This is a genomic window from Nonomuraea sp. JJY05 (assembly GCF_043496855.1).
In the GTDB taxonomy this organism is placed as follows: Bacteria; Actinomycetota; Actinomycetes; order Streptosporangiales; family Streptosporangiaceae; genus Nonomuraea.
The window spans coordinates 250,471-267,553 of sequence record NZ_JBIEIS010000006.1 but is presented as its reverse complement, the minus strand read 5'-3'; the positions used below and the strand labels follow the sequence as shown (position 1 = coordinate 267,553).

Sequence of the window (17,083 nt, the reverse complement as noted above, 5' to 3'; positions counted from 1 at the left end):
TCCATGAACCCGGAATCGATTGTTCACGCGTCCTCCTCGTGCCACTCGCGACCGCTGCGGCCGAGCAGTTCGTGGGCTCCGGCGGGGCCGGTGGTCCCGGCGGGGTAGGGCTCGGGCAAGTCCCCGGACGACTCCCAGGTCGACAGGATCGGGTCGATCCAGCGCCAGGCCGCCTCCACTTCGTCACGCCGCATGAACAGCGTCGGGTTCCCGGCCAGCACGTCCGTCAGCAGCCGCTCGTACGCCTCCGGCACCCGCGCGGTGAACGTCTCGCCGAAGCTCAGCGACATCGGCACCGGCTTCAGCGTCACCTCGCCCGCGCCCGGCTCCTTGGCCATGATGTGCAGCTCGATGCCCTCTTCGGGCTGCAGGCGCAGCACCAGGCGGTTCGGCGTGCCGCCGGGGAAGATGGAGTGCGGCACGTCCTTGAACTGCACCACGATCTCCGACCTGCGGTACGGCATCCGCTTGCCGGTCCGCAGGTAGAACGGCACTCCCGCCCATCGCCAGTTCTTGATCTCGGCCCGGATCGCGGTGAAGGTCTCCACTCGCCGCGAGGCGTCCGTCGGCGGCGTGGAGGCGGGCTCGTCGAGGTAGCCCGGCATCCCGTCGGCCTCGGTGTACTGGCCGCGCACGGTGAAGCGGTCGACCTCTGTGCCCGTGATCGGGCGCAGCGCCTGCAGGACCTTGACCTTCTCGTCGCGGATGGCCTCGCGGTCGTTACGGGCCGGCGGCTCCATCGCGGTCAGCGTCAGGAGCTGGAGCAGGTGGTTCTGCACCATGTCGCGCAGCGCGCCCGCGTGGTCGTAGTAGCCGCGCCGGCCCGGCGTGCCGACGGTCTCGGCGGCGGTGATCTGGACGTGGTCGATCCACAGGGAGTTCCAGATCGGCTCGAGGAAGGCGTTGGCGAAGCGCAGGACCAGCAGGTTCTGGACGGTCTCCTTGCCCAGGTAGTGGTCGATGCGGAAGATCTGGCGCTCGTCGAAGATCGCGCCGACCTCGTCGTTGATCCGCTGCGCGCTCGGCAGGTCGTGGCCCAGCGGCTTCTCCAGCACCACGCGCGAGTGCGGCGTCACCAGCCCGGCCTCCTCCAGCTCGCGGCAGAAGGGGCCGAACGTCCGGGGCGGGCTGGCCAGGTAGAAGACCCGGTCGCGCTGCTCGTGCCCGGCCAGCAGCCGGGTCAGCGCCCCCCAGCCGGACTTGTCGGCCCCGCCGACGTCGACCGACACGTGGTGCAGGCGGCCGAGGAAGCGCTGCCACATGGCGGGGTCGTCGATCGGGACCCGGTCGCGTACCTCGGCGTCCACCTTGCCGCGGAAGTCGGCGTCGGTCAGGCCACCCCTGGACATGGCGATGACGCGGGTCTCCGGGGAGAGCCGGCCGTCCCTGTCGCTGTGGTAGAGCGCCGGGAGCAACTTGCGCATGGACAGGTCGCCGGTCCCGCCGAAGACGACGAGGTCGGCGGTGTGGGCGGGGCTGGTTGTCGACACGGGGGACACGGTTACGGGCTCCGATGATCTACCAAGCAGGGACAGAACGGACACTAACGAGAGTTTGGGTCCCACACAAGCGGAGTTTTTGTATTTGAGATAAAAAAGTCTGGACTTTTCATGACCTAACCCCATGTGATTCACTTAGCCGATGCCTCGACGTACCGCCGCGACCCTTGCCACGAGTGGCGAGGTGCTCCGCCTCATCCGCACCGGAGAGGCCGTGACGCGCGCCGATTTGGGCCGGGTGACCGGCCTGTCGCGCCCCGCGGTGCAACTGCGCGTGGGTGAGCTGCTGGAACGCGGCCTGGTCGTGGAGCGCGACGACGCCCCGTCCACGGGCGGGCGGCCGCCGGTCCGGCTGGAGTTCAACGCCGCGGGCGGCGTGGTGCTGGTGGCGGCGCTCGGCGCCAGCCGCACCCGGGTGGCCGTCTGCGACCTGGCCGGGCAGGAGCTGGCCGGGCGCGAGTTCGCGATGGACGTGGAGCAGGGGCCCGACGTCGTGCTCCCGGTGATCATGGACTCCTGGGACGAGCTGCTCGGCGACCGGCCCCGCTCGATGCTCAGGGGCGTCGGTATGGGCGTGCCGGCCACGGTCGAGTTCGCGCAGGGGCGCGCCGAGAGCGCCCGCGTGATGGCCTCGTGGACCGGCGTGGTGATCCCGCCGATCATCCGCGAGCGCTTCCCCGTCCCCGTGCTCGTGGACAACGACGTCAACGTGCTGGCCATCGGCGAGCACCGCGGCGCCTACCCCGACCTGGACGACCTGATGTTCGTGAAGATCTCGACGCGGATCGGCGCGGGCGTGATCGCCGGGGGCGGCATCCTGCGCGGCGCGCTGGGCGCGGCGGGCGAGATCGGCCACATCCCCGTGCTCGACGGCGGCGACGTGCTGTGCCGCTGCGGCAACACCGGCTGCGTCGACTCCGTGGCCAGCGGCACCGCGCTGCTGCGCGACCTGCGGGCGCAGGGCAAGGACGTCAAGACGATCGCGGACGTGACCGCGCTGGTGCGCGCGGGCGACGCCGAGACGATGGCCACGGTGCGCGAGGCCGGACGCCGGATCGGCGAGGTGCTGGCCGGGGCGGTCAACATCCTCAACCCGTCGGTGGTGGTGCTGGGCGGCGACGTGGCCGAGGCGTTCGGGCCGCTGGTGTCGAGCATCCGCGAGGTCGTCTACCGCCGCTCCACGGCCCTGGCCACCCGGCGGCTGCGCATCGAGCCGAGCCGGCTGGGGGCGGGCGCGGGCATCAGCGGGTGCGCGGTGATGGTGCTCGACCACGTGCTCTCGCCGGATGCCGTGGACGAGACGATGACGATCACGTCCCTGCGCCGCGAGCGCGTCGCCGCCCAGTAGCGTCAGAGGTCCCAGCGGGGGACGTCGCTCTCCCGTACGAGCTCGTCCGCGCCGAAGACCAGATGGCGGTCGAGGTCGGCGGCGAACCAGCGGTCGTGCGTGACCGCCAGCACCGTCCCCTCGAACCCCGCGAGCCCCTGCTGGAGCGCCTCCGCGCCGGCCAGGTCGAGGTTGTCCGTCGGCTCGTCGAGCAGCAGCAGCGTGGCCCCCGACAGCTCCAGCAGCAGGATCTGCAGCCGGGCCTGCTGCCCGCCCGACAGCGTCTCGAACGGCTGCCCGCCCGCCGGCGCCAGCTCGTAGCGGGCCAGTGCCGCCATCGCCTCGTTGCGGGTCAGCGCGTACTCCCGCATCACCACGTCGGCGGCGGCCCGCCCGATCAGGTCGGGCCGTGCGTGGGTCTGCGTGAAATGCCCGGCCGACACCCTGGCGCCCAGGCGGGCCACGCCGGTGTGCGCGATCGGCTCGCCGGCCAGCAGGCGCAGGAAATGGGACTTGCCGGTGCCGTTCAGGCCCAGCACGCCGACCCGCTCGCCGTACCGGACCTCGGTGGAGAACGGCCGCAGCAGGCCGGTGAGCTCGAGGTTCTCGCAGGTCACCACCCGCTTCCCGGTGCGCCCGCCGCGCAGCCGCATCCGGACGTTCTGCTCCTTCGGCGCGCGCTGCGGCGGCCCCGCCCGCTCGAACCGCTCCAGCCGCGTGACCGCCGACTGGTAGGCCCCCGCCAGCGCGTCGTTGTTCGCCGAGCGCTGGCGCAGCAGGTGGACCAGCCGGCGCAGCCTGGCCCGCTCGTCCTCCCAGCGCCGGCGCAGCTCTTCGAGGCGCTCCTTGCGCCGCCTGCGGGCCTCGTCGTACGTCGCGAACCCGCCGCCGTGCACCCACACCCCGCGCCCCTCCACGGTGATGATCCGGTCGGCGGTCTCGGCCAGCAGCTGCCGGTCGTGCGAGACGAGCAGCACGGTCTTGGCCGAGCCCCTGATCGCCCGCTCCAGCCACTGCTTGGCCCGCACGTCCAGGTAGTTGTCGGGCTCGTCCAGCAGCAGCACCTCGTCCGGCCCGCGCAGCAGCGCCTCCAGCATGAGCCGCTTCTGCTCGCCGCCGGACAGCGTGCCCAGCTCCCTGTCCTTGATCCGTTCGTACGCCAGCCCCAGGGCCTCGGTGGCGCACACGTCCCACACCACCTCCAGCTCGTAGCCACCCGCGTCGCCGTAGTCGGCGATGGCCTGGGCGTAGGCGAGCTGGGCGGGCTCGTCGTCGCTGCGGGAGATCGCCGCCTCGGTCGCCTCCAGCGCGGCGGCGGCGTCGCGGACGCGCCTCGGGGCGACACCGATCAGCAGGTCGCGCACGGTGCCCGCGCCGAGGAACTGCCGCATCACCCCGATCCCGCCGCCACTCGCGACGCGGCCGTCCGACGGGGCCAGCTCGCCCGCGATCAGCCGCAGCAGCGTGGTCTTGCCCGCGCCGTTCGGCCCGACGAGCGCCGCCTTGGCGCCGGCGCCCACTTTGAAGGACGTCTCCAGCAGCAGCGGCCGCCCGTCCGGCAGCAGGTACGTCAGCCCGCTCACCTCGATGTGCCCCATGACGGCCACCTCCGCTCGATCGTTGTTCAATTAACTAGACCATCGATCCGGTCTCCCGAACAACGTATTATCCCGGGATGGAAACCGTGTGGTCGCGCCCCCAGAAGGCGCCGAGGCAGACGCTGACGCTCGATCGGATCGTGGCCGAGGCGCTCGCCCTGCTCGACGAGGAAGGCGTGGGCCGGCTGACCATGCGCCGCCTGGCCGAGCGGCTCGACACCGGCTCGACCACCCTCTACTGGCACGTCAAGACCAAGGACGACGTCCTCGACCTGGCCCTGGACGCGGTCTTCGGGGAGGTGTCCCTGCCGGCGGGCGGCTCCGGGTGGGAGGGCGCCGTACGCGAGCTCATCGGCGGCTGGCGCGCGGCCCTGCTGCGGCACCCGTGGTCGGCCACCATCCTCGATCGCCCCCTCATGGGCCCGAACGCGCTGGAGCGCACCGAGTTCCTCTACGCGACCCTGGCCGCCGCCGGCTTCGCCGCACCCAAGCCCGCCGCCTACAGCCTGTCCAACTACGTCATGGGCTCGGTCGTCATGCAGGTGACCTGGCAGGACCGCGACCGGGACGACACCGGCGAGTTCCTCAAGGAGCGCGCCGACCGCTACCCGGCTCTCGCCGAGCACGGCCTCGACCACGCGTGGGACGCCACGTTCGACGAGGGCCTCGGCTACCTGCTGGACGGCATGGAGCAGGCGCGCGGACGCGAAGAAGGCCGGCTCGGGTGAGCCGGCCTTCTTCGCGGATCGTCAGTCCTCGCGGGCCTGCTTCGGCAGCATCAGGCCGACCACGAACGTCGTGGCGATCATCCCGGCGGCCACCCACAGCGTGATCGTGACGCTCCCGGTGCCGAAGTAGAGGGTGCCCAGCACGGCCAGGCCCAGCGCCCCGCCCACCTGCTGGAGCGCGGTCAGCGCGCCGGAGGCGGAGCCGGTCTCCTGCGGCTCGACGGCGGCCATCACGATGCTGAAGTACGGGCTCATGATCAGCCCGCTGCCCAGCCCGGCCACCACCAGCGCCGGGGCGAGCTGCCAGGGCGAGACCCCGGGGGAGACGACGGCGATCACACCGATCACGCCGAGCCCCATGACGATCGCGCCGGCCAGCAGCACCTTGCGGCCGTGCCTGCGGGCGGCCTGCGCGACGCCCATGCCCGCGATCATGCCCAGCGACGAGGGCACGCTGGTCAGCGCCGCCTTGAGCGGGGAGTAGCCCAGGCCGAGCTGGGTGTAGAGGCCGATCACGAGGAAGAACCCGGTGAAGGCGGCGAAGTAGATCGTGCCGGTCGCCATGCCGGAGACGAAGGCCCGCTTGCCGAACAGGCTGGGCGCCACCAGCGGGTCGCCGCCGCGCCGGGCCCTGCGCTTCTCGTAGGCCGCGAAGACCGCGAACACCGCCGCGGAGGCCGCCATCATCGCGAACGCCCACGCCGGCCAGCCGCTCTCGCGCCCCTGGACCAGCGGGAAGACCATGAGAACGGTGCCCGCGGAGGCCAGCACGGCGCCCGGCAGATCCAGCCGCACGCCCTTGACCGGGCGGGAGGCGGGCAGGAAGCGCAGGGCGGCCAGCGCGGCGGCGGTGCCGATCGGCAGGTTGATCAGGAAGATCAGCCGCCAGTCGACGCCGGTCAGCGCGCCCGCCAGGATGGGCCCGCCCACCGCGGACAGCCCCATGACCGGACCGAACATCCCCATCGCGACCGCCAGCTCCTTGGGCGGGAACATCTCCTTCATCAGCCCCATGCCCTGGGGGATCATCGCCGCCCCGAACAGCCCCTGCACGACCCGGGCCGCGATGATCGTCTCGGGGGAGGCGGCCAGGGCGCACAGCAGCGACCCGACGGTGAACCCGATGACGCCGATGAGGAACATGCGCTTGCGCCCCACGATGTCCCCGAGCCGCCCGCCGGTCAGCAGGCCTGCGGTCATGGCGAGGGTGTAGGCCGCGCCGAGCCACTGGATCAGGGAGGTGCCACCGCCGAGGTCGGCCCGCATCGTCGGGCCCGCGACGTTGGTGACGGTCGCGTCGAGCAGCTCCATCACCGAACCGGCGAGGACCACCGCGAGCGCGGGCCAGCGCCACTTGTAGGGCGCGGGTGCGGCGGGCGTCTGCGCGGGGCGGGTGTCGAGGACGGTCATCCAGGGCCTCCTGAATCGGAACGGCTTGTTCTGTTCCAGAATAGCAGAACGGAATGCTTCATTCCACAATCCGGCCAAGATTGTTCGCCGCAATCGGGGCAAGGGGTCACCACGGAGCCGGGCAAGAGTGCGCGCCGTCACGGCGAGCAGCCCGTGAGCCTTCACGACCGGCCATGACAGACGGCAACGGGCGTCGGCGCGTGCGGCCCACCGTGCGCAGCCGTAAAGACAGGCTTGAAGAGCGCGATCCACCGTGCGCAGTCATAAGAGACGGCTTGGAGATCGGCGCGGTCCGCCGTGCGCAGCCGTAAAGGAGGGGGTCAGTGCTTTCGAGGGTGGCGCGTCTGGCCGGGCGGAACGTGCGTGCGGCCAGGCGTCGTGGCGGCGGTGGGGGGTGGCGCGACGGACGGGCGGGTCGGCCGCACCGCCGGGGTGACCGTGGCCGGCGCAGGCGTGGGCGTGCGGGAAACGGAGGCGGGGGTCGGCCGTCTGGTGTTCGTTCGCCGTGGGGTCGGGTGCGCCTGCTTCGGGGTGGGGCGGCGCGCGACGGAGGTGGAGCGCGTCGGGCGCGCAGAGGGGGTGCGCGTCAGAGGAGCGGTGGGGCCGAGGGCGGTGGGCGCGGTGCGGAGGCGGGATTCGGTGGCGACCGGGATGGAGCCGTCGCGGGCGCCGGGGCCGGTGCGGTGCCAGTCGACCGCGTCCAGCCGCGTGCCGGTGGACGCCCCGCCCACCAGGATCCCCGCCGAGGCCAGCATGAGCGTGCCGATCAGCGCGCCGACGATCATCAGTATCCGCCCCCGCCGCCCGCTCTCGTCGGCGAGCTGGTGGGGTTCCGATGATCGCTCCGTGCCAGTCACGCCTCAAATGCTAGAGAGGTGCCGCCGATGCCAGGACCGATCCGGACAAAACGCAGAGCCAATTGTGATCATCAACAGGAGCAGAGCAGCCCGCGCAGCGCCGTCTCCAGGCACAGGTCGGAGCGGGCCGGGGTCGGCCACGGGAAGCGGATCAGCGACTCGTCCACCCGTACGGTCGCCCCGAACCGGTCCAGCTCCCAAAGCCACACCTCGCCGGCCTCCTCGCCGAGCTGCCGGGACACCCCGGCGGTGAGCTGCGCCCGGTGCGAGGCGTTGACGTGCGCGAGCACCCGCTCGGCCGTCTCCGCCAGCGGGTCCGGCGTCGCGCCCAGGTAGTCGTCGGCGTCCAGCAGCCCCGACTCCTGCCCGGTCAGGTACACGACCTGCCCCACGTCCAGCCGCAGCAGCCGGGGCGCGGAGCGCTCCCCGAACCGTTCCAGCGCGTCGAACAGGCTCTCGTCGGCGCTGTGGGCGGCCACCGCGACCGCCGCGCCACGCGCCTCGCTCTCCGGTACGGCCTCCGCCCACCCCTGCACCTCCAGCAGCCCGCGGGGATGGGTGGCGTCGCCCAGTTGCCGCATCGCCGTCAGGTTCACCGCGACGACGGCGTCCTCGCGCAGGGGGTGCAGGGGCTCACCGGGCAGCGCCAGGAGCACGGGCCGGCCGCGCTCGTCCACGCCTCCCCGGGCCGGCGAGGGGGCTCCGTCGACGGACAGCTTGGCGACGCTCGCGGTCGCGGCGAGGGTGCGGACCCGCTCGGGGATCGGCAGCATGGGCCCTCCGTTCAATGATAGGTTAGGCTTCCCTAAGTAAGGATTACCTAATCACATTGAGGTGAACGTGCGCTACACCGGTCCCAAGGTGCGACTGTCGCGTCGCGCGGGCGTCCCGCTGACCAGGAAAGCCGTCCGCTACTTCGAGCAGCGCCCCTATCCGCCGGGCGAGCACGGCCGCAAGACCAACCGCCGCACCACCGGTGACTACGGGCTGCGGCTGATGGAGAAGCAGAAGCTGCGCTGGTACTACGACGTGTCGGAGCGGCAGCTGCGCCGCTACTGGGACCTCGCCGTCCGCAAGTCGGGAGCCTCCGGCGCCGAGCTGGTCACACTGCTGGAGAGCCGCCTGGCCTCGCTCGTGCTGCGCGCCGGGCTGGCGCCGTCCATCTACGCGGCGCGCCAGTACATCAACCACGGCCACATCGCCGTGGACGGCCGCAAGGTGGACATCCCCAGCTACCTGGTCAAGCCCGGCCAGGTGGTCACGGTGCGGCCGCGCTCCCGCAAGATGCAGCCGTTCGTGGCCGCCGCCGAAGGGGTCTACGCCGACGAGCGCATCGCGCCCTATCTTTCCGTGGACCACGCCAACCTGACGTTCACGCTGGTGAACCGCCCCGAACGCGGGCAGATCGTGGTACCCGTGGAGGAGCAACTCGTCGTGGAGTTCTATTCTCGTTAGCCGTGAGTGAACCGGTAGAGCGTCACGCGAGTTGGTTAGAGCTGTTCTTCGACCTGGTGGTCGTCGTGGCGGTGGCGCAGCTGGCCCACCGTCTGGAGCACCCGACGTGGGAGAACGTCGCGTTGTTCGCGGTGCTCTACTACGCGGTGTGGAGCGTGTGGACGACGCTGACGCTCTATTCGAACGCCGAGGCCGAACGCACCCGCACCCGCGGCATGCTGATCGGCATGTTCGGCATCGCCGTGATGGCCGCGGCCGCGCCCGACGTGGCGCACGTGCTGGAGGCGACCGGCGACACGCATGACGGCTGGTTCATCGCCGCCTACATCACCTGCAGGGTCGGCGCCTCGCAGACCCTGCAGCGCTCCGGCACGATCCTGACGGCGTGGCCGGCGGCCCAGCTCGGCGCGGGTCTGATCCCGTGGTTCGCCTCCATCGGCGTCCACGGCCCGGGGCGCTACCTTCTGTGGGGGCTGGGCGCCGGACTCGACCTGATCTTCTCCGTGCTCCAGAGCCGCAGGCCGGAGCGCCTGATCAACGAGCTGCAGCGGCAGGCCCAGCGGCAGGCGCAGCGGCTGGAGGATCGCGACCGGCGCAGGGGCAACGGGGCGGTGCTGCGCCCGGCGGCGGCGGTCAAGGCCGCCGTGCTCGACCCGGCGCACCTCGGGGAGCGGCTCGGCCTGTTCGTGATCATCGTGCTCGGCGAGGCCGTCATGCAGGTCGTGATGGCCTCCTCCGGGCATTCCTGGGACCTGCAGCTCGGTCTGGCGGCGGTGGCCGGGTTCGGGCTGATCGTCTCGCTGTGGTGGCTGACCCTGCAGTACGGGGTGAGCGCGGTGCCGGGCGCGGCCGAGCGGGGGCTGCGCGCGTATGTGGCGCTGCCGGCGCACTTCGCGATGACCGCGGGCATCACCGCGACCGCGGCGGGGCTCGGTGCGGTCGCCGCGGACCCGGCCGCGCACCCGCACGGCGGCGTCGGCTGGGTGCTGGGCGCCGGTCTGGCCGTCTACTTCGCCGCCTCCGCCGTGCTCGGCGTGGCGGGGGGGCGCCGAGCGGCGGTGGATCTGGGGATGGGCGCTGCCGTCCGTGGCCGCGCCGCTGGCGGTGGGCGCGGTGTCCGGATTGATCGAGGGCTGGGCCGTGGTCGCGTTGCTGCTGGTCGTCGCCCTGTGGCGGGTGGCCTACCGGCACGGCGGCGGCACGGTCCTGGAGGGCTCAGCCCGGCCGGCGTAGCTCGGCGACCTCCTTGCGCAGCTCGGCCAGTTCGTCGAGGATCCGCTGGGTGTGCTCGCTGGTGTCCTCCAGCGCGGCTCGCTCCTCGGCGTTCTCCTCGTCCATGGCGCTGACGACCACGGCCATGAAGAGGTTCAGGATCACGAACGTGCAGATCAGGATGAAGATGGTGAAGAAGACCCAGGCCGACGGATGCCGGGTCATCACCTCCCTGGCGATGTTGCCCCAGTCGTCGCCGGTCATCGTCTGGTAAAGGGTGAACAGCGAGGTCTGCAGGCTGCCGAAGCGCTCGGGGGAGGTGCTCCCGTAGAGCTTGGTGGCCATGACGGCGGCCACGTAGAGCACCAGGCCGAGCAGCACCACGATCGAGCTCATCCCCGGCATCGCACGCAGCAGCGCCGACACGACGCGGCGCAGGCTCGGCACGACCGACAGCAGCCGCAGGGCGCGCAGGATGCGCAGCGAGCGCAGCACGGACAGGCCGCCCGTGGCGGGCAGGAAGGCGATGGTGACGATCACGGCGTCGAAGACGTTCCACGGGTCGCGCAGGAACCTGGAGCGCTCGACGTAGATCTTGGCGATCAGCTCGACGGCGAAGACGTACAGCGCGATGTGGTCGACCACGGTGAGCAGGTGGCCGAAGCGCGCGACAACCGCGGGGAAGGTCTCGAGACCCAGCGTGGCCGCGTTGAGCAGGATGACGCCGACGATGAACCGCTGAAAGCTTGCGCGGGCGAGGAAGGCGGCGGTGCGTTCACGCACGGGGGCAGGCTCCTAAAGGGCTTGGTCATGTGCCCCACCATGATGACGCAACATGATCAAGCCGGGGTCTGTGGTATAAAAACGCACCTGAGCGACGAATGGTGAGGGCGCCGAGCGACCATGTCCTATCCGAACTACGGTCCCTCCTACTACGGGCCGCCACCCCAGACCCACCCCCAGGGCACCACCATCCTGGTGCTGGGCATCCTGAGCCTGGTGGTCTGCACGTTCATCGGCCCCTTCGCCTGGTCGATGGGCAACCGGGCGCTGCGCGAGATCGACGAGAGCGGCTACTACTACGAAAACCGCGGCACGGTGCAGGCCGGGCGCATCTGCGGCATCGTCGGCTCGATCCTCATGATGATCGCCCTCGGCTTCGTCGTCCTAATGTTCGGGCTCATGCTGATCACCGGCGCCCTTTCCAGTTCCGGCTAGCAGGTCACCGATGCCCGACTCCAGCAGGTCGAACGCCTTGTCGGCCTGAGCCCTGAGGTCGGGCTCGATGCTCTCCCACTGCTCGCCCGCCAGCTGCCTGCGCACCGAAGAGTGGGTGAGGATCCTCGTCGTGTTGAGGATGTGGGTGGCGATCAGGCGGGGCGTGAGGTCGTCGGCGTCGGCCTCGAGCTCGTCGGCCAGCGCCCGCGTCAGCGCGTCCTCCCGCTTCTCGTGCATCTCGCGCAGCTTGGCCACCAGCGAGGGCGCTTCGCCGACGATCCGGGCGAACACATCGGACCCCTGGCTGAGCCCGTAGCGCCAGTGGCGCGTGTCGAGCGCGTCGAAGAAGTCGCGGCGGAACGCCCCCACCACGCTCTCCCCGGGCTCGCGCTCGCGCAGCACCTGCGGCGCCAGGTCGATCGCCACGTCCTGCCGGTCGGCGAACAGGTCCTCCTTGGTGCCGAAGTAGTTGAACACCGTGTTGACCGACACGTCGGCGGCCCGCGCCACCTCGGCCACGGTCACGTTGTCGAACCCCTTGGCCATGAACAGCCCCATCGCGACGTCCGCGATGCGCTGCCTGGTCTCGCGCTTCTTCCGCTCCCGCAGCCCCTCTTGCATGCCTCCATCGTACCAAGTTTGCAGTCACACCAAAATTGTGATTACCCTAATTTTGGAGGCGATGAAAATGATCAGAACGTCAGGTCTGAGCAAGACCTTCGACGGCGGCGTAGAGGCCGTCAAAGGCGTCGACCTATCGGTCGAGCCCGGCGAGATCGTCGGGTTCCTCGGTCCGAACGGCGCCGGCAAGACCACGACCATGCGCATGCTGACCACGCTGCTGCGGCCCACGTCCGGCGCCGCCACGGTGGCCGGCCACGACCTGCTCGGCGACGCGAAGGAGGTGCGCAGGCGCATCGGCTACGTCTCCCAGACCGGCGGGACGTCGCCGGCCTCGCCGCTGATGGGCGAGCTCGTGCTCCAAGGCATGCTGTATGGCCTGAGCAGGCAGAAGGCGGAGGCCAGGACGCGGGAGGCACTGGAGCGGCTCGAACTCGCGGGCCTGGAGTCGAAGCCCGCCGCGGCGCTGTCCGGCGGGCAGCGCCGCCGCTTCGACATCGCGTTCGCCCTGCTGCACGACCCGGTCCTGCTCTTCCTCGACGAGCCCACCACGGGCCTCGACCCGCAGAGCCGGGCCAACCTGTGGGACCACATCCGCTCGCTGCGCGCCGAGCAGGGCATGACGGTCTTCCTCACCACCCACTACCTGGACGAGGCCGACGCGCTCTGCGACCGGATAGTGATCATCGACCACGGCCGCATCGTGGCCGAGGGCGCGCCCGCCGAGCTCAAGACCGGCGGGCGCACGCTCGACGAGGTGTTCCTGGACATCACCGGCAGGTCGCTGCGCGAGGAGGCGGGCGTCTGATGCTGCGCGACACCTGGGTGCTGTTCCGCCACGGCGTGCGTGTCACGCTCCAGCAGAAGGTCGGCATGATCTTCGGCGCGATCCAGCCGCTGCTCTTCCTGGTGCTGTTCGGGCCCATCTTCACCACGTTCGGCACGTGGGAGACGCTCGTTCCCGGCCTCATCGTCCAGCTCGGGCTCATGAGCATGGGGCTGGCCGGGTTCGGGGTGGTGTTCGAGAAGCGTTCCGGCGTGCTGGAGCGCATGCGCGTCACCCCGGCCAGCCGGCTGGCGCTGCTGCTCGGGCGCGTGCTCAACAACGCGCTCACCATGACGATCCAGACGCTGCTGCTCCTCGCGGTCGCCTTCGCCCTCGGCCTGCGTGCTCCCGCGCTGGGGCTGGCGGCCGGGTTCGTGCTGGTGATCGTGCTCGGGAGCAGCCTGGCCGCGCTGTCGTACGCCATCGCGCTGACGATGAACGAGCACCTGTTCGCGCCCGTGATGTCCACGGCGGTGATCCCGCTGGTCCTGCTGTCCGGCTCGTTCCTGCCGATGTCGATGGCGCCGGGCTGGCTCGACGCCATCTCGCACCTCAGCCCGTTCAGGTACACGCTGGAGGCGCTGCGCGACCTGTTCGAGGGGCGCTACCTGACGGGCACCGTGGGCCTGGGAGTGGCCGTGACCGTGGTGTTCGCCGCGGTCAGCCTCACGATCGGGACCAGGGTCTTCAACCGGGAGAACGCCTGAGGGCGTCGCTCAGGCCGCGTTCCTGGCGCGCCGCCGCAGCGCGGCGATGATCCCCGCCGGGTCCACGTTCCCGTAGCCGTAGTCGTAGTCGAAGCCCACCTCGCTGCGGTCCTCGGCGGTGCGCCGCAGCAGCGCGCGCAGCTGGGTGGGCGACAGCCGGGTCGACGGCCACAGGGTGCGGACGGCGGCGACGAGCCCGGCGGCCACCGGCGTCGCCGCGGAGGTGCCCGAGTCGGGCTCGTCGTCGCCGAACGCCTTCGACCCGGAGAAGTGGGTGTAGGCACAGAAGTCGGGCTTGCGGGCGGTCAGCCGACCGGGGCCCTGCGAGGAGTAGCCCACCCGCTCCCCGTTGATGTCGACGCCGCCGACGGACAGCGCCTTCGGGTGGGAGTTGGCGCCGACGATGGGCCGGTTGGGGTAGACGCACCGGCCGTCGGGACAGTGGGTGCCGCAGTTGCCCGCCGCGAACAGCACGTCCGCGCCCGCCCGGTCGAGCTCGGCCACCATCAGGTTGAACGGGTGGGCGGCGTTGTCGGAGTAGTTGCCCGGATGCCCGACGGGGAAGTCCCAGTCGGGGGAGAACGAGCCCCACGAGTTGCTCACCACCAGCGCCCTGGACTCGGCGGGCTGGGCGGCGAGCACGTTGCGCAGGTGGGCGAACGCCGACACCGCGTCCGACAGCAGCCCGTCCAGCGCCGAGCCGCCGGGCCGGGTGGACAGCAGGACCGGGATGTCGATCAGCGACGCCTGCGGCGCGGCGATGAGCGTGTCGAACGCGCACATCGTCCCGTGATCGACCTCGAACTCGCCCGCCTTGCCCGACACGCCCTGCGGGCTCCACGACCGCTCGGCGTCCAGCGTGACGCCCCTGCCGAGCTGCCTGGCGGTGTGGGCCGCGTTGATCCCGGTGTCGAGCACGGCCAGCGCCACCCCGCTGCCGTCGAGGCCCTCGGCGCTCAGGCCCGGCACGTTGAGCAGCCGCTCCACGTCGTGCCAGGTGCCGACCGGCGGGTCGCCCCCGCACGTGCGCGTGGTCTCGATCACCGGGTCGGCGAAGACGCCGACCACGTCGGGCCGCAGCGCGGGCAGCAGGGTGACCCTGGCGGCCAGCTCGTCGTCCGAGATCGTGCCGCGCACCAGCACGGAGGCGTCCTCGGCGGCCAGCGAGAAGTCGAGCGGCTGGTTGAGCGAGAGAGGGTCGCCGCCGGCGGTCGGGACGGGCCGCGCGACCGCCACGGGGACGTACGCGGTGTCGAGCTCGACCCCCGGCAGCCCGTCGGCCACGTCGGCCGTGGTGGCGCTCTGATCCGGATCGGCGACGGCCGCGACCAGATCGGGGGAGGGGCGGAGCTGGATCAGGACCCGCATGTGTCACCACCGAATCTCGTGGAGGGAACGAACTCCCCAAGATTCCTCCATCCATTGCCCCCGCGTCCAGCGCCTTTCAAGGGTTTGACCTGCGCAAATGCCTCAATTAGTGCGAACTGGATGGCATTTCTTCCGGGGCGTCAGGCTTCCGTGTTCCCGGTCTCTTCACTACGGTGTCGAATCATGACGCTCCAGGCGCAGAAGCCGGTCGACGACGGGGAAAAGGCTCACTGGCTGGCGGTGCGGCCGAGGCTCGTCCTCGCCAGCGCCTTCATGCTGTTCCTCGAGCTGGCGCTGATCCGGTGGACCGGGTCCAACATCGTCCACCTCAGCTATTTCACCAACTTCGTGCTGCTCGGCTCGTTCCTCGGTATCGGGCTCGGCTTCCTGCGCGTGGGGCGGTCGCGGCGGCAGCCGTACTACTCGCCCGTCGTGCTGGCCGTCCTGGTCGCCGTCGTCCTGACGTTCCCCGTGACCGTCGACAGGAACACCGAGGGCGTCCTGTACTGGACGAGCCTGTCCACCAGCGGCCCGCCCGCGTGGCTGATCCTGCCGGTGATCTTCGGTGCCGCCGCGCTGGTGCTCATGGGCCCCGCCGAGCTCGTCGGGCGCTGCTTCCCCGAGCTGACGCGCCTGGAGGCCTACCGCTACGACCTGATCGGCAGCCTCAGCGGGATCGCCGCCTTCACGGCGCTGTCGTTCCTGAGCGCGCCGCCGGTGTTCTGGGGGCTGATCGCGGCCATCTGCTACGGGCTGCTGCTCACGCCCCGGCCGCGCTCGCTCTACGTCGGCCTGGTGACCGTGCCCTCGCTGGCCGTGGTGGGGCTGCTGCTGATGGAGACGCTGACCGCCGGGGCCATCTGGTCGCCGTACTACAAGGTCACCATGCGGCAGCTCACCCAGCTCGGCGTGCTCGTCACCGACATCGCCGTGAACGGCATCCCGCACCAGCAGGCCGTGCCCGCCGCCGCCCGGCTGCAGTGGGAGGCCCAGTACGGCCTGCCGTACGAGCGGACCGGCAAGCCGCCCAAGGACGTGCTCATCGTCGGCGCGGGCAGCGGCACCGACGTGGCCATCGCGCTGTCCAAGGGCGCCAACCGGGTGGACGCCGTGGAGATCGACCCCAAGCTGCGCGAGCTGGGCGGCTCGGTCCACCCCGACAAGCCGTACGACGACCCGCGCGTCACCACCCACATCACCGACGGGCGCGCCTTCCTCGAGCGCACGAGCGACAAGTACGACCTGATCCTCTTCGCCCTGCCCGACTCGCTCACCCTCGTCTCCGGGGCGAGCTCGCTGCGCCTGGAGAGCTACCTGTTCACCGAGGAGGCCATGAGGGCCGCCCGCGCGCACCTCAAGCCGGGCGGCACCTTCTCGATGTACAACTACTACCGGGAGAGCTGGCTGGTCGACCGCCTCGCCGCCACCATGCAGAACGCCTTCGGCCACAAGCCGTGCGTCGACGTCGTCAGCACCGCCGGCCAGCAGGCCGTCATCACGGCGGGCGTGACGGCCGACGCGCAGCGCTGCGCGTCCGAGTGGCCCGGCGCCGCCCCCGGCACCCCGCAGCCCGCCAGCGACGACCGGCCGTTCCTCTACCTCAAGGACGCCACGATCCCGCCGATCTACATCATCACGCTCGGCCTGATCCTCATCGTCAGCCTCTTCGCCGTACGCGTCGTCGCCGGGCCCTATGAGCGGATGCGGCCGTACGCGGACCTGTTCCTGCTGGGCGTGGCGTTCATGCTGCTGGAGACCAAGAGCGTGACCGGGTTCGCGCTGCTGTTCGGCACCACATGGGTGGTCAACGCCATCGTCTTCGCCGGAGTCCTGGTCGCGGTCCTCGCCGCCGTCGAGATCACCCGCCACTTCCGCACCCCGCCGCTGCCCGTCATGTACGGCGTGCTGCTCGCGGGCCTGCTGCTGGCCTGGCTGGTGCCGAACACGTGGCTCCTGTCCCTCCCGCTGCCCCTGCGCGCGGTGGCGGCCGTGGTGGTGGCATTCCTGCCGATCTTCGCCGCGAACGTCGTCTTCGCCAAGCGCTTCGCCGAGACGGCCGACGCGACCACCTCCTTCGGCGCGAACCTGCTGGGGGCCATGGTGGGCGGCTGCCTGGAGTACGCGGCGCTGGTGATCGGCTACAAGGGGCTGCTGATCGTGGCGGCGGTGCTCTACATCGGGGCGATGGTGCTGCTGCCCCGCAAGTTGGCCACCGCCTGACGCTCGGGCCAAGAAGCTCATCGCGTGAGAGGGCCGG

15 protein-coding genes and 1 pseudogene are annotated in these 17,083 nt (G+C 71.2%); 8 read left to right on the top strand and 8 right to left on the bottom strand.

Annotated features, from left to right (window positions below; genetic code table 11):
* Window positions 1–23: 23 nt before the first annotated feature.
* The gene (gene zwf, locus ACFKCF_RS10845) at window positions 24–1,490 is read right to left on the bottom strand and encodes a glucose-6-phosphate dehydrogenase (protein WP_394492848.1); all 1,467 of its coding nucleotides are present in this window, start codon (window positions 1,488–1,490) and stop codon (window positions 24–26) included.
* 151 nt (window positions 1,491–1,641) lie between these two features.
* On the opposite strand from zwf, the gene ACFKCF_RS10840 reads away from it, so the two are divergent.
* Window positions 1,642–2,847 (top strand): ROK family protein, encoded by a 1,206-nt coding sequence (locus ACFKCF_RS10840; RefSeq protein WP_394492847.1) that lies wholly within the window; start codon window positions 1,642–1,644, stop codon window positions 2,845–2,847.
* Between the two features lie 2 nt (window positions 2,848–2,849).
* Here the strand turns inward: ACFKCF_RS10840 and ACFKCF_RS10835 are convergent, their stop codons facing one another.
* Entirely contained in the window at window positions 2,850–4,424 is a 1,575-nt protein-coding gene (locus ACFKCF_RS10835; protein WP_394492976.1) for an ATP-binding cassette domain-containing protein, read from the bottom strand.
* Window positions 4,425–4,501: 77 nt separating this feature from the next.
* On the opposite strand from ACFKCF_RS10835, the gene ACFKCF_RS10830 reads away from it, so the two are divergent.
* Window positions 4,502–5,152, top strand: a complete 651-nt coding sequence (locus ACFKCF_RS10830) for a TetR/AcrR family transcriptional regulator (protein ID WP_394492846.1) — start codon at window positions 4,502–4,504, stop codon at window positions 5,150–5,152.
* Between the two features lie 21 nt (window positions 5,153–5,173).
* Here the strand turns inward: ACFKCF_RS10830 and ACFKCF_RS10825 are convergent, their stop codons facing one another.
* From ACFKCF_RS10825 to ACFKCF_RS10815, 3 genes are all read right to left on the bottom strand, one after another.
* Window positions 5,174–6,562: an MFS transporter gene (locus ACFKCF_RS10825; protein ID WP_394492845.1), complete on the bottom strand. Its 1,389-nt coding sequence runs from the start codon at window positions 6,560–6,562 to the stop codon at window positions 5,174–5,176.
* A 320-nt stretch (window positions 6,563–6,882) separates the two neighbouring features.
* Window positions 6,883–7,419: a hypothetical protein gene (locus ACFKCF_RS10820; RefSeq protein ID WP_394492844.1), complete on the bottom strand. Its 537-nt coding sequence runs from the start codon at window positions 7,417–7,419 to the stop codon at window positions 6,883–6,885.
* A 71-nt stretch (window positions 7,420–7,490) separates the two neighbouring features.
* Complete coding sequence (locus ACFKCF_RS10815) at window positions 7,491–8,192, bottom strand: DUF2470 domain-containing protein (RefSeq protein ID WP_394492843.1); 702 nt, start codon at window positions 8,190–8,192, stop codon at window positions 7,491–7,493.
* A gap of 67 nt (window positions 8,193–8,259) precedes the next feature.
* On the opposite strand from ACFKCF_RS10815, the gene rpsD reads away from it, so the two are divergent.
* Both rpsD and ACFKCF_RS10805 read left to right on the top strand, forming a co-directional pair.
* A complete protein-coding gene (gene rpsD / locus ACFKCF_RS10810; RefSeq protein WP_394492975.1) occupies window positions 8,260–8,874 on the top strand; it encodes a 30S ribosomal protein S4 in 615 nt (204 codons plus the stop codon).
* Between the two features lie 2 nt (window positions 8,875–8,876).
* A pseudogene (locus ACFKCF_RS10805) lies at window positions 8,877–9,863 on the top strand (low temperature requirement protein A); the annotation flags it as partial.
* 226 nt (window positions 9,864–10,089) lie between these two features.
* Here ACFKCF_RS10805 and ACFKCF_RS10800 read toward each other — a convergent pair.
* On the bottom strand, window positions 10,090–10,869 hold the full coding sequence (locus ACFKCF_RS10800) for an ion transporter (protein WP_394492842.1): 780 nt from the start codon (window positions 10,867–10,869) through the stop codon (window positions 10,090–10,092).
* 120 nt (window positions 10,870–10,989) lie between these two features.
* Here ACFKCF_RS10800 and ACFKCF_RS10795 point away from each other — a divergent pair, with 120 nt between their 5' ends.
* Window positions 10,990–11,304, top strand: coding sequence for a DUF4190 domain-containing protein (locus ACFKCF_RS10795; protein ID WP_394492841.1), 315 nt, complete (start codon window positions 10,990–10,992; stop codon window positions 11,302–11,304).
* Here the strand turns inward: ACFKCF_RS10795 and ACFKCF_RS10790 are convergent.
* Window positions 11,254–11,925: a TetR/AcrR family transcriptional regulator gene (locus tag ACFKCF_RS10790; protein ID WP_394492840.1), complete on the bottom strand. Its 672-nt coding sequence runs from the start codon at window positions 11,923–11,925 to the stop codon at window positions 11,254–11,256. The genes ACFKCF_RS10795 and ACFKCF_RS10790 overlap by 51 nt on opposite strands.
* A 67-nt stretch (window positions 11,926–11,992) precedes the next feature.
* Between ACFKCF_RS10790 and ACFKCF_RS10785 the strand changes: the two genes are divergently transcribed.
* Together ACFKCF_RS10785 and ACFKCF_RS10780 are read left to right on the top strand one after the other, a co-directional pair.
* Window positions 11,993–12,733 carry an ABC transporter ATP-binding protein gene (locus ACFKCF_RS10785; protein WP_394492839.1) on the top strand — a complete coding sequence of 247 codons (741 nt, stop codon included), beginning with the start codon at window positions 11,993–11,995 and terminating at the stop codon, window positions 12,731–12,733.
* The gene (locus tag ACFKCF_RS10780) at window positions 12,733–13,458 is read left to right on the top strand and encodes an ABC transporter permease (RefSeq protein WP_394492838.1); all 726 of its coding nucleotides are present in this window, start codon (window positions 12,733–12,735) and stop codon (window positions 13,456–13,458) included. The genes ACFKCF_RS10785 and ACFKCF_RS10780 overlap by 1 nt, the downstream gene beginning before the upstream one ends.
* Window positions 13,459–13,467: 9 nt before the next feature.
* On the opposite strand, the gene ACFKCF_RS10775 is transcribed toward ACFKCF_RS10780, so the two are convergent.
* The gene (locus ACFKCF_RS10775) at window positions 13,468–14,826 is read right to left on the bottom strand and encodes a S8 family peptidase (RefSeq protein ID WP_394492837.1); all 1,359 of its coding nucleotides are present in this window, start codon (window positions 14,824–14,826) and stop codon (window positions 13,468–13,470) included.
* Window positions 14,827–15,009: 183 nt separating this feature from the next.
* Here ACFKCF_RS10775 and ACFKCF_RS10770 point away from each other — a divergent pair, with 183 nt between their 5' ends.
* Window positions 15,010–17,046, top strand: coding sequence for a spermidine synthase (locus ACFKCF_RS10770; RefSeq protein WP_394492836.1), 2,037 nt, complete (start codon window positions 15,010–15,012; stop codon window positions 17,044–17,046).
* Window positions 17,047–17,083: the final 37 nt, after the last annotated feature.

What these genes read in the sequence shown, in the direction of transcription:
- ACFKCF_RS10840 (WP_394492847.1), top strand. Translation starts at nt 1,642, where the DNA reads ATGCCTCGACGTACCGCCGCGACCCTTGCCACGAGTGGCGAGGTGCTC.
- ACFKCF_RS10835 (WP_394492976.1), bottom strand. Translation starts at nt 4,424, where the DNA reads ATGGGGCACATCGAGGTGAGCGGGCTGACGTACCTGCTGCCGGACGGG.
- ACFKCF_RS10830 (WP_394492846.1), top strand. Translation starts at nt 4,502, where the DNA reads ATGGAAACCGTGTGGTCGCGCCCCCAGAAGGCGCCGAGGCAGACGCTG.
- ACFKCF_RS10825 (WP_394492845.1), bottom strand. Translation starts at nt 6,562, where the DNA reads ATGACCGTCCTCGACACCCGCCCCGCGCAGACGCCCGCCGCACCCGCG.
- ACFKCF_RS10815 (WP_394492843.1), bottom strand. Translation starts at nt 8,192, where the DNA reads ATGCTGCCGATCCCCGAGCGGGTCCGCACCCTCGCCGCGACCGCGAGC.
- ACFKCF_RS10795 (WP_394492841.1), top strand. Translation starts at nt 10,990, where the DNA reads ATGTCCTATCCGAACTACGGTCCCTCCTACTACGGGCCGCCACCCCAG.
- ACFKCF_RS10790 (WP_394492840.1), bottom strand. Translation starts at nt 11,925, where the DNA reads ATGCAAGAGGGGCTGCGGGAGCGGAAGAAGCGCGAGACCAGGCAGCGC.
- ACFKCF_RS10785 (WP_394492839.1), top strand. Translation starts at nt 11,993, where the DNA reads ATGATCAGAACGTCAGGTCTGAGCAAGACCTTCGACGGCGGCGTAGAG.
- ACFKCF_RS10780 (WP_394492838.1), top strand. Translation starts at nt 12,733, where the DNA reads ATGCTGCGCGACACCTGGGTGCTGTTCCGCCACGGCGTGCGTGTCACG.
- ACFKCF_RS10775 (WP_394492837.1), bottom strand. Translation starts at nt 14,826, where the DNA reads ATGCGGGTCCTGATCCAGCTCCGCCCCTCCCCCGATCTGGTCGCGGCC.
- ACFKCF_RS10770 (WP_394492836.1), top strand. Translation starts at nt 15,010, where the DNA reads ATGACGCTCCAGGCGCAGAAGCCGGTCGACGACGGGGAAAAGGCTCAC.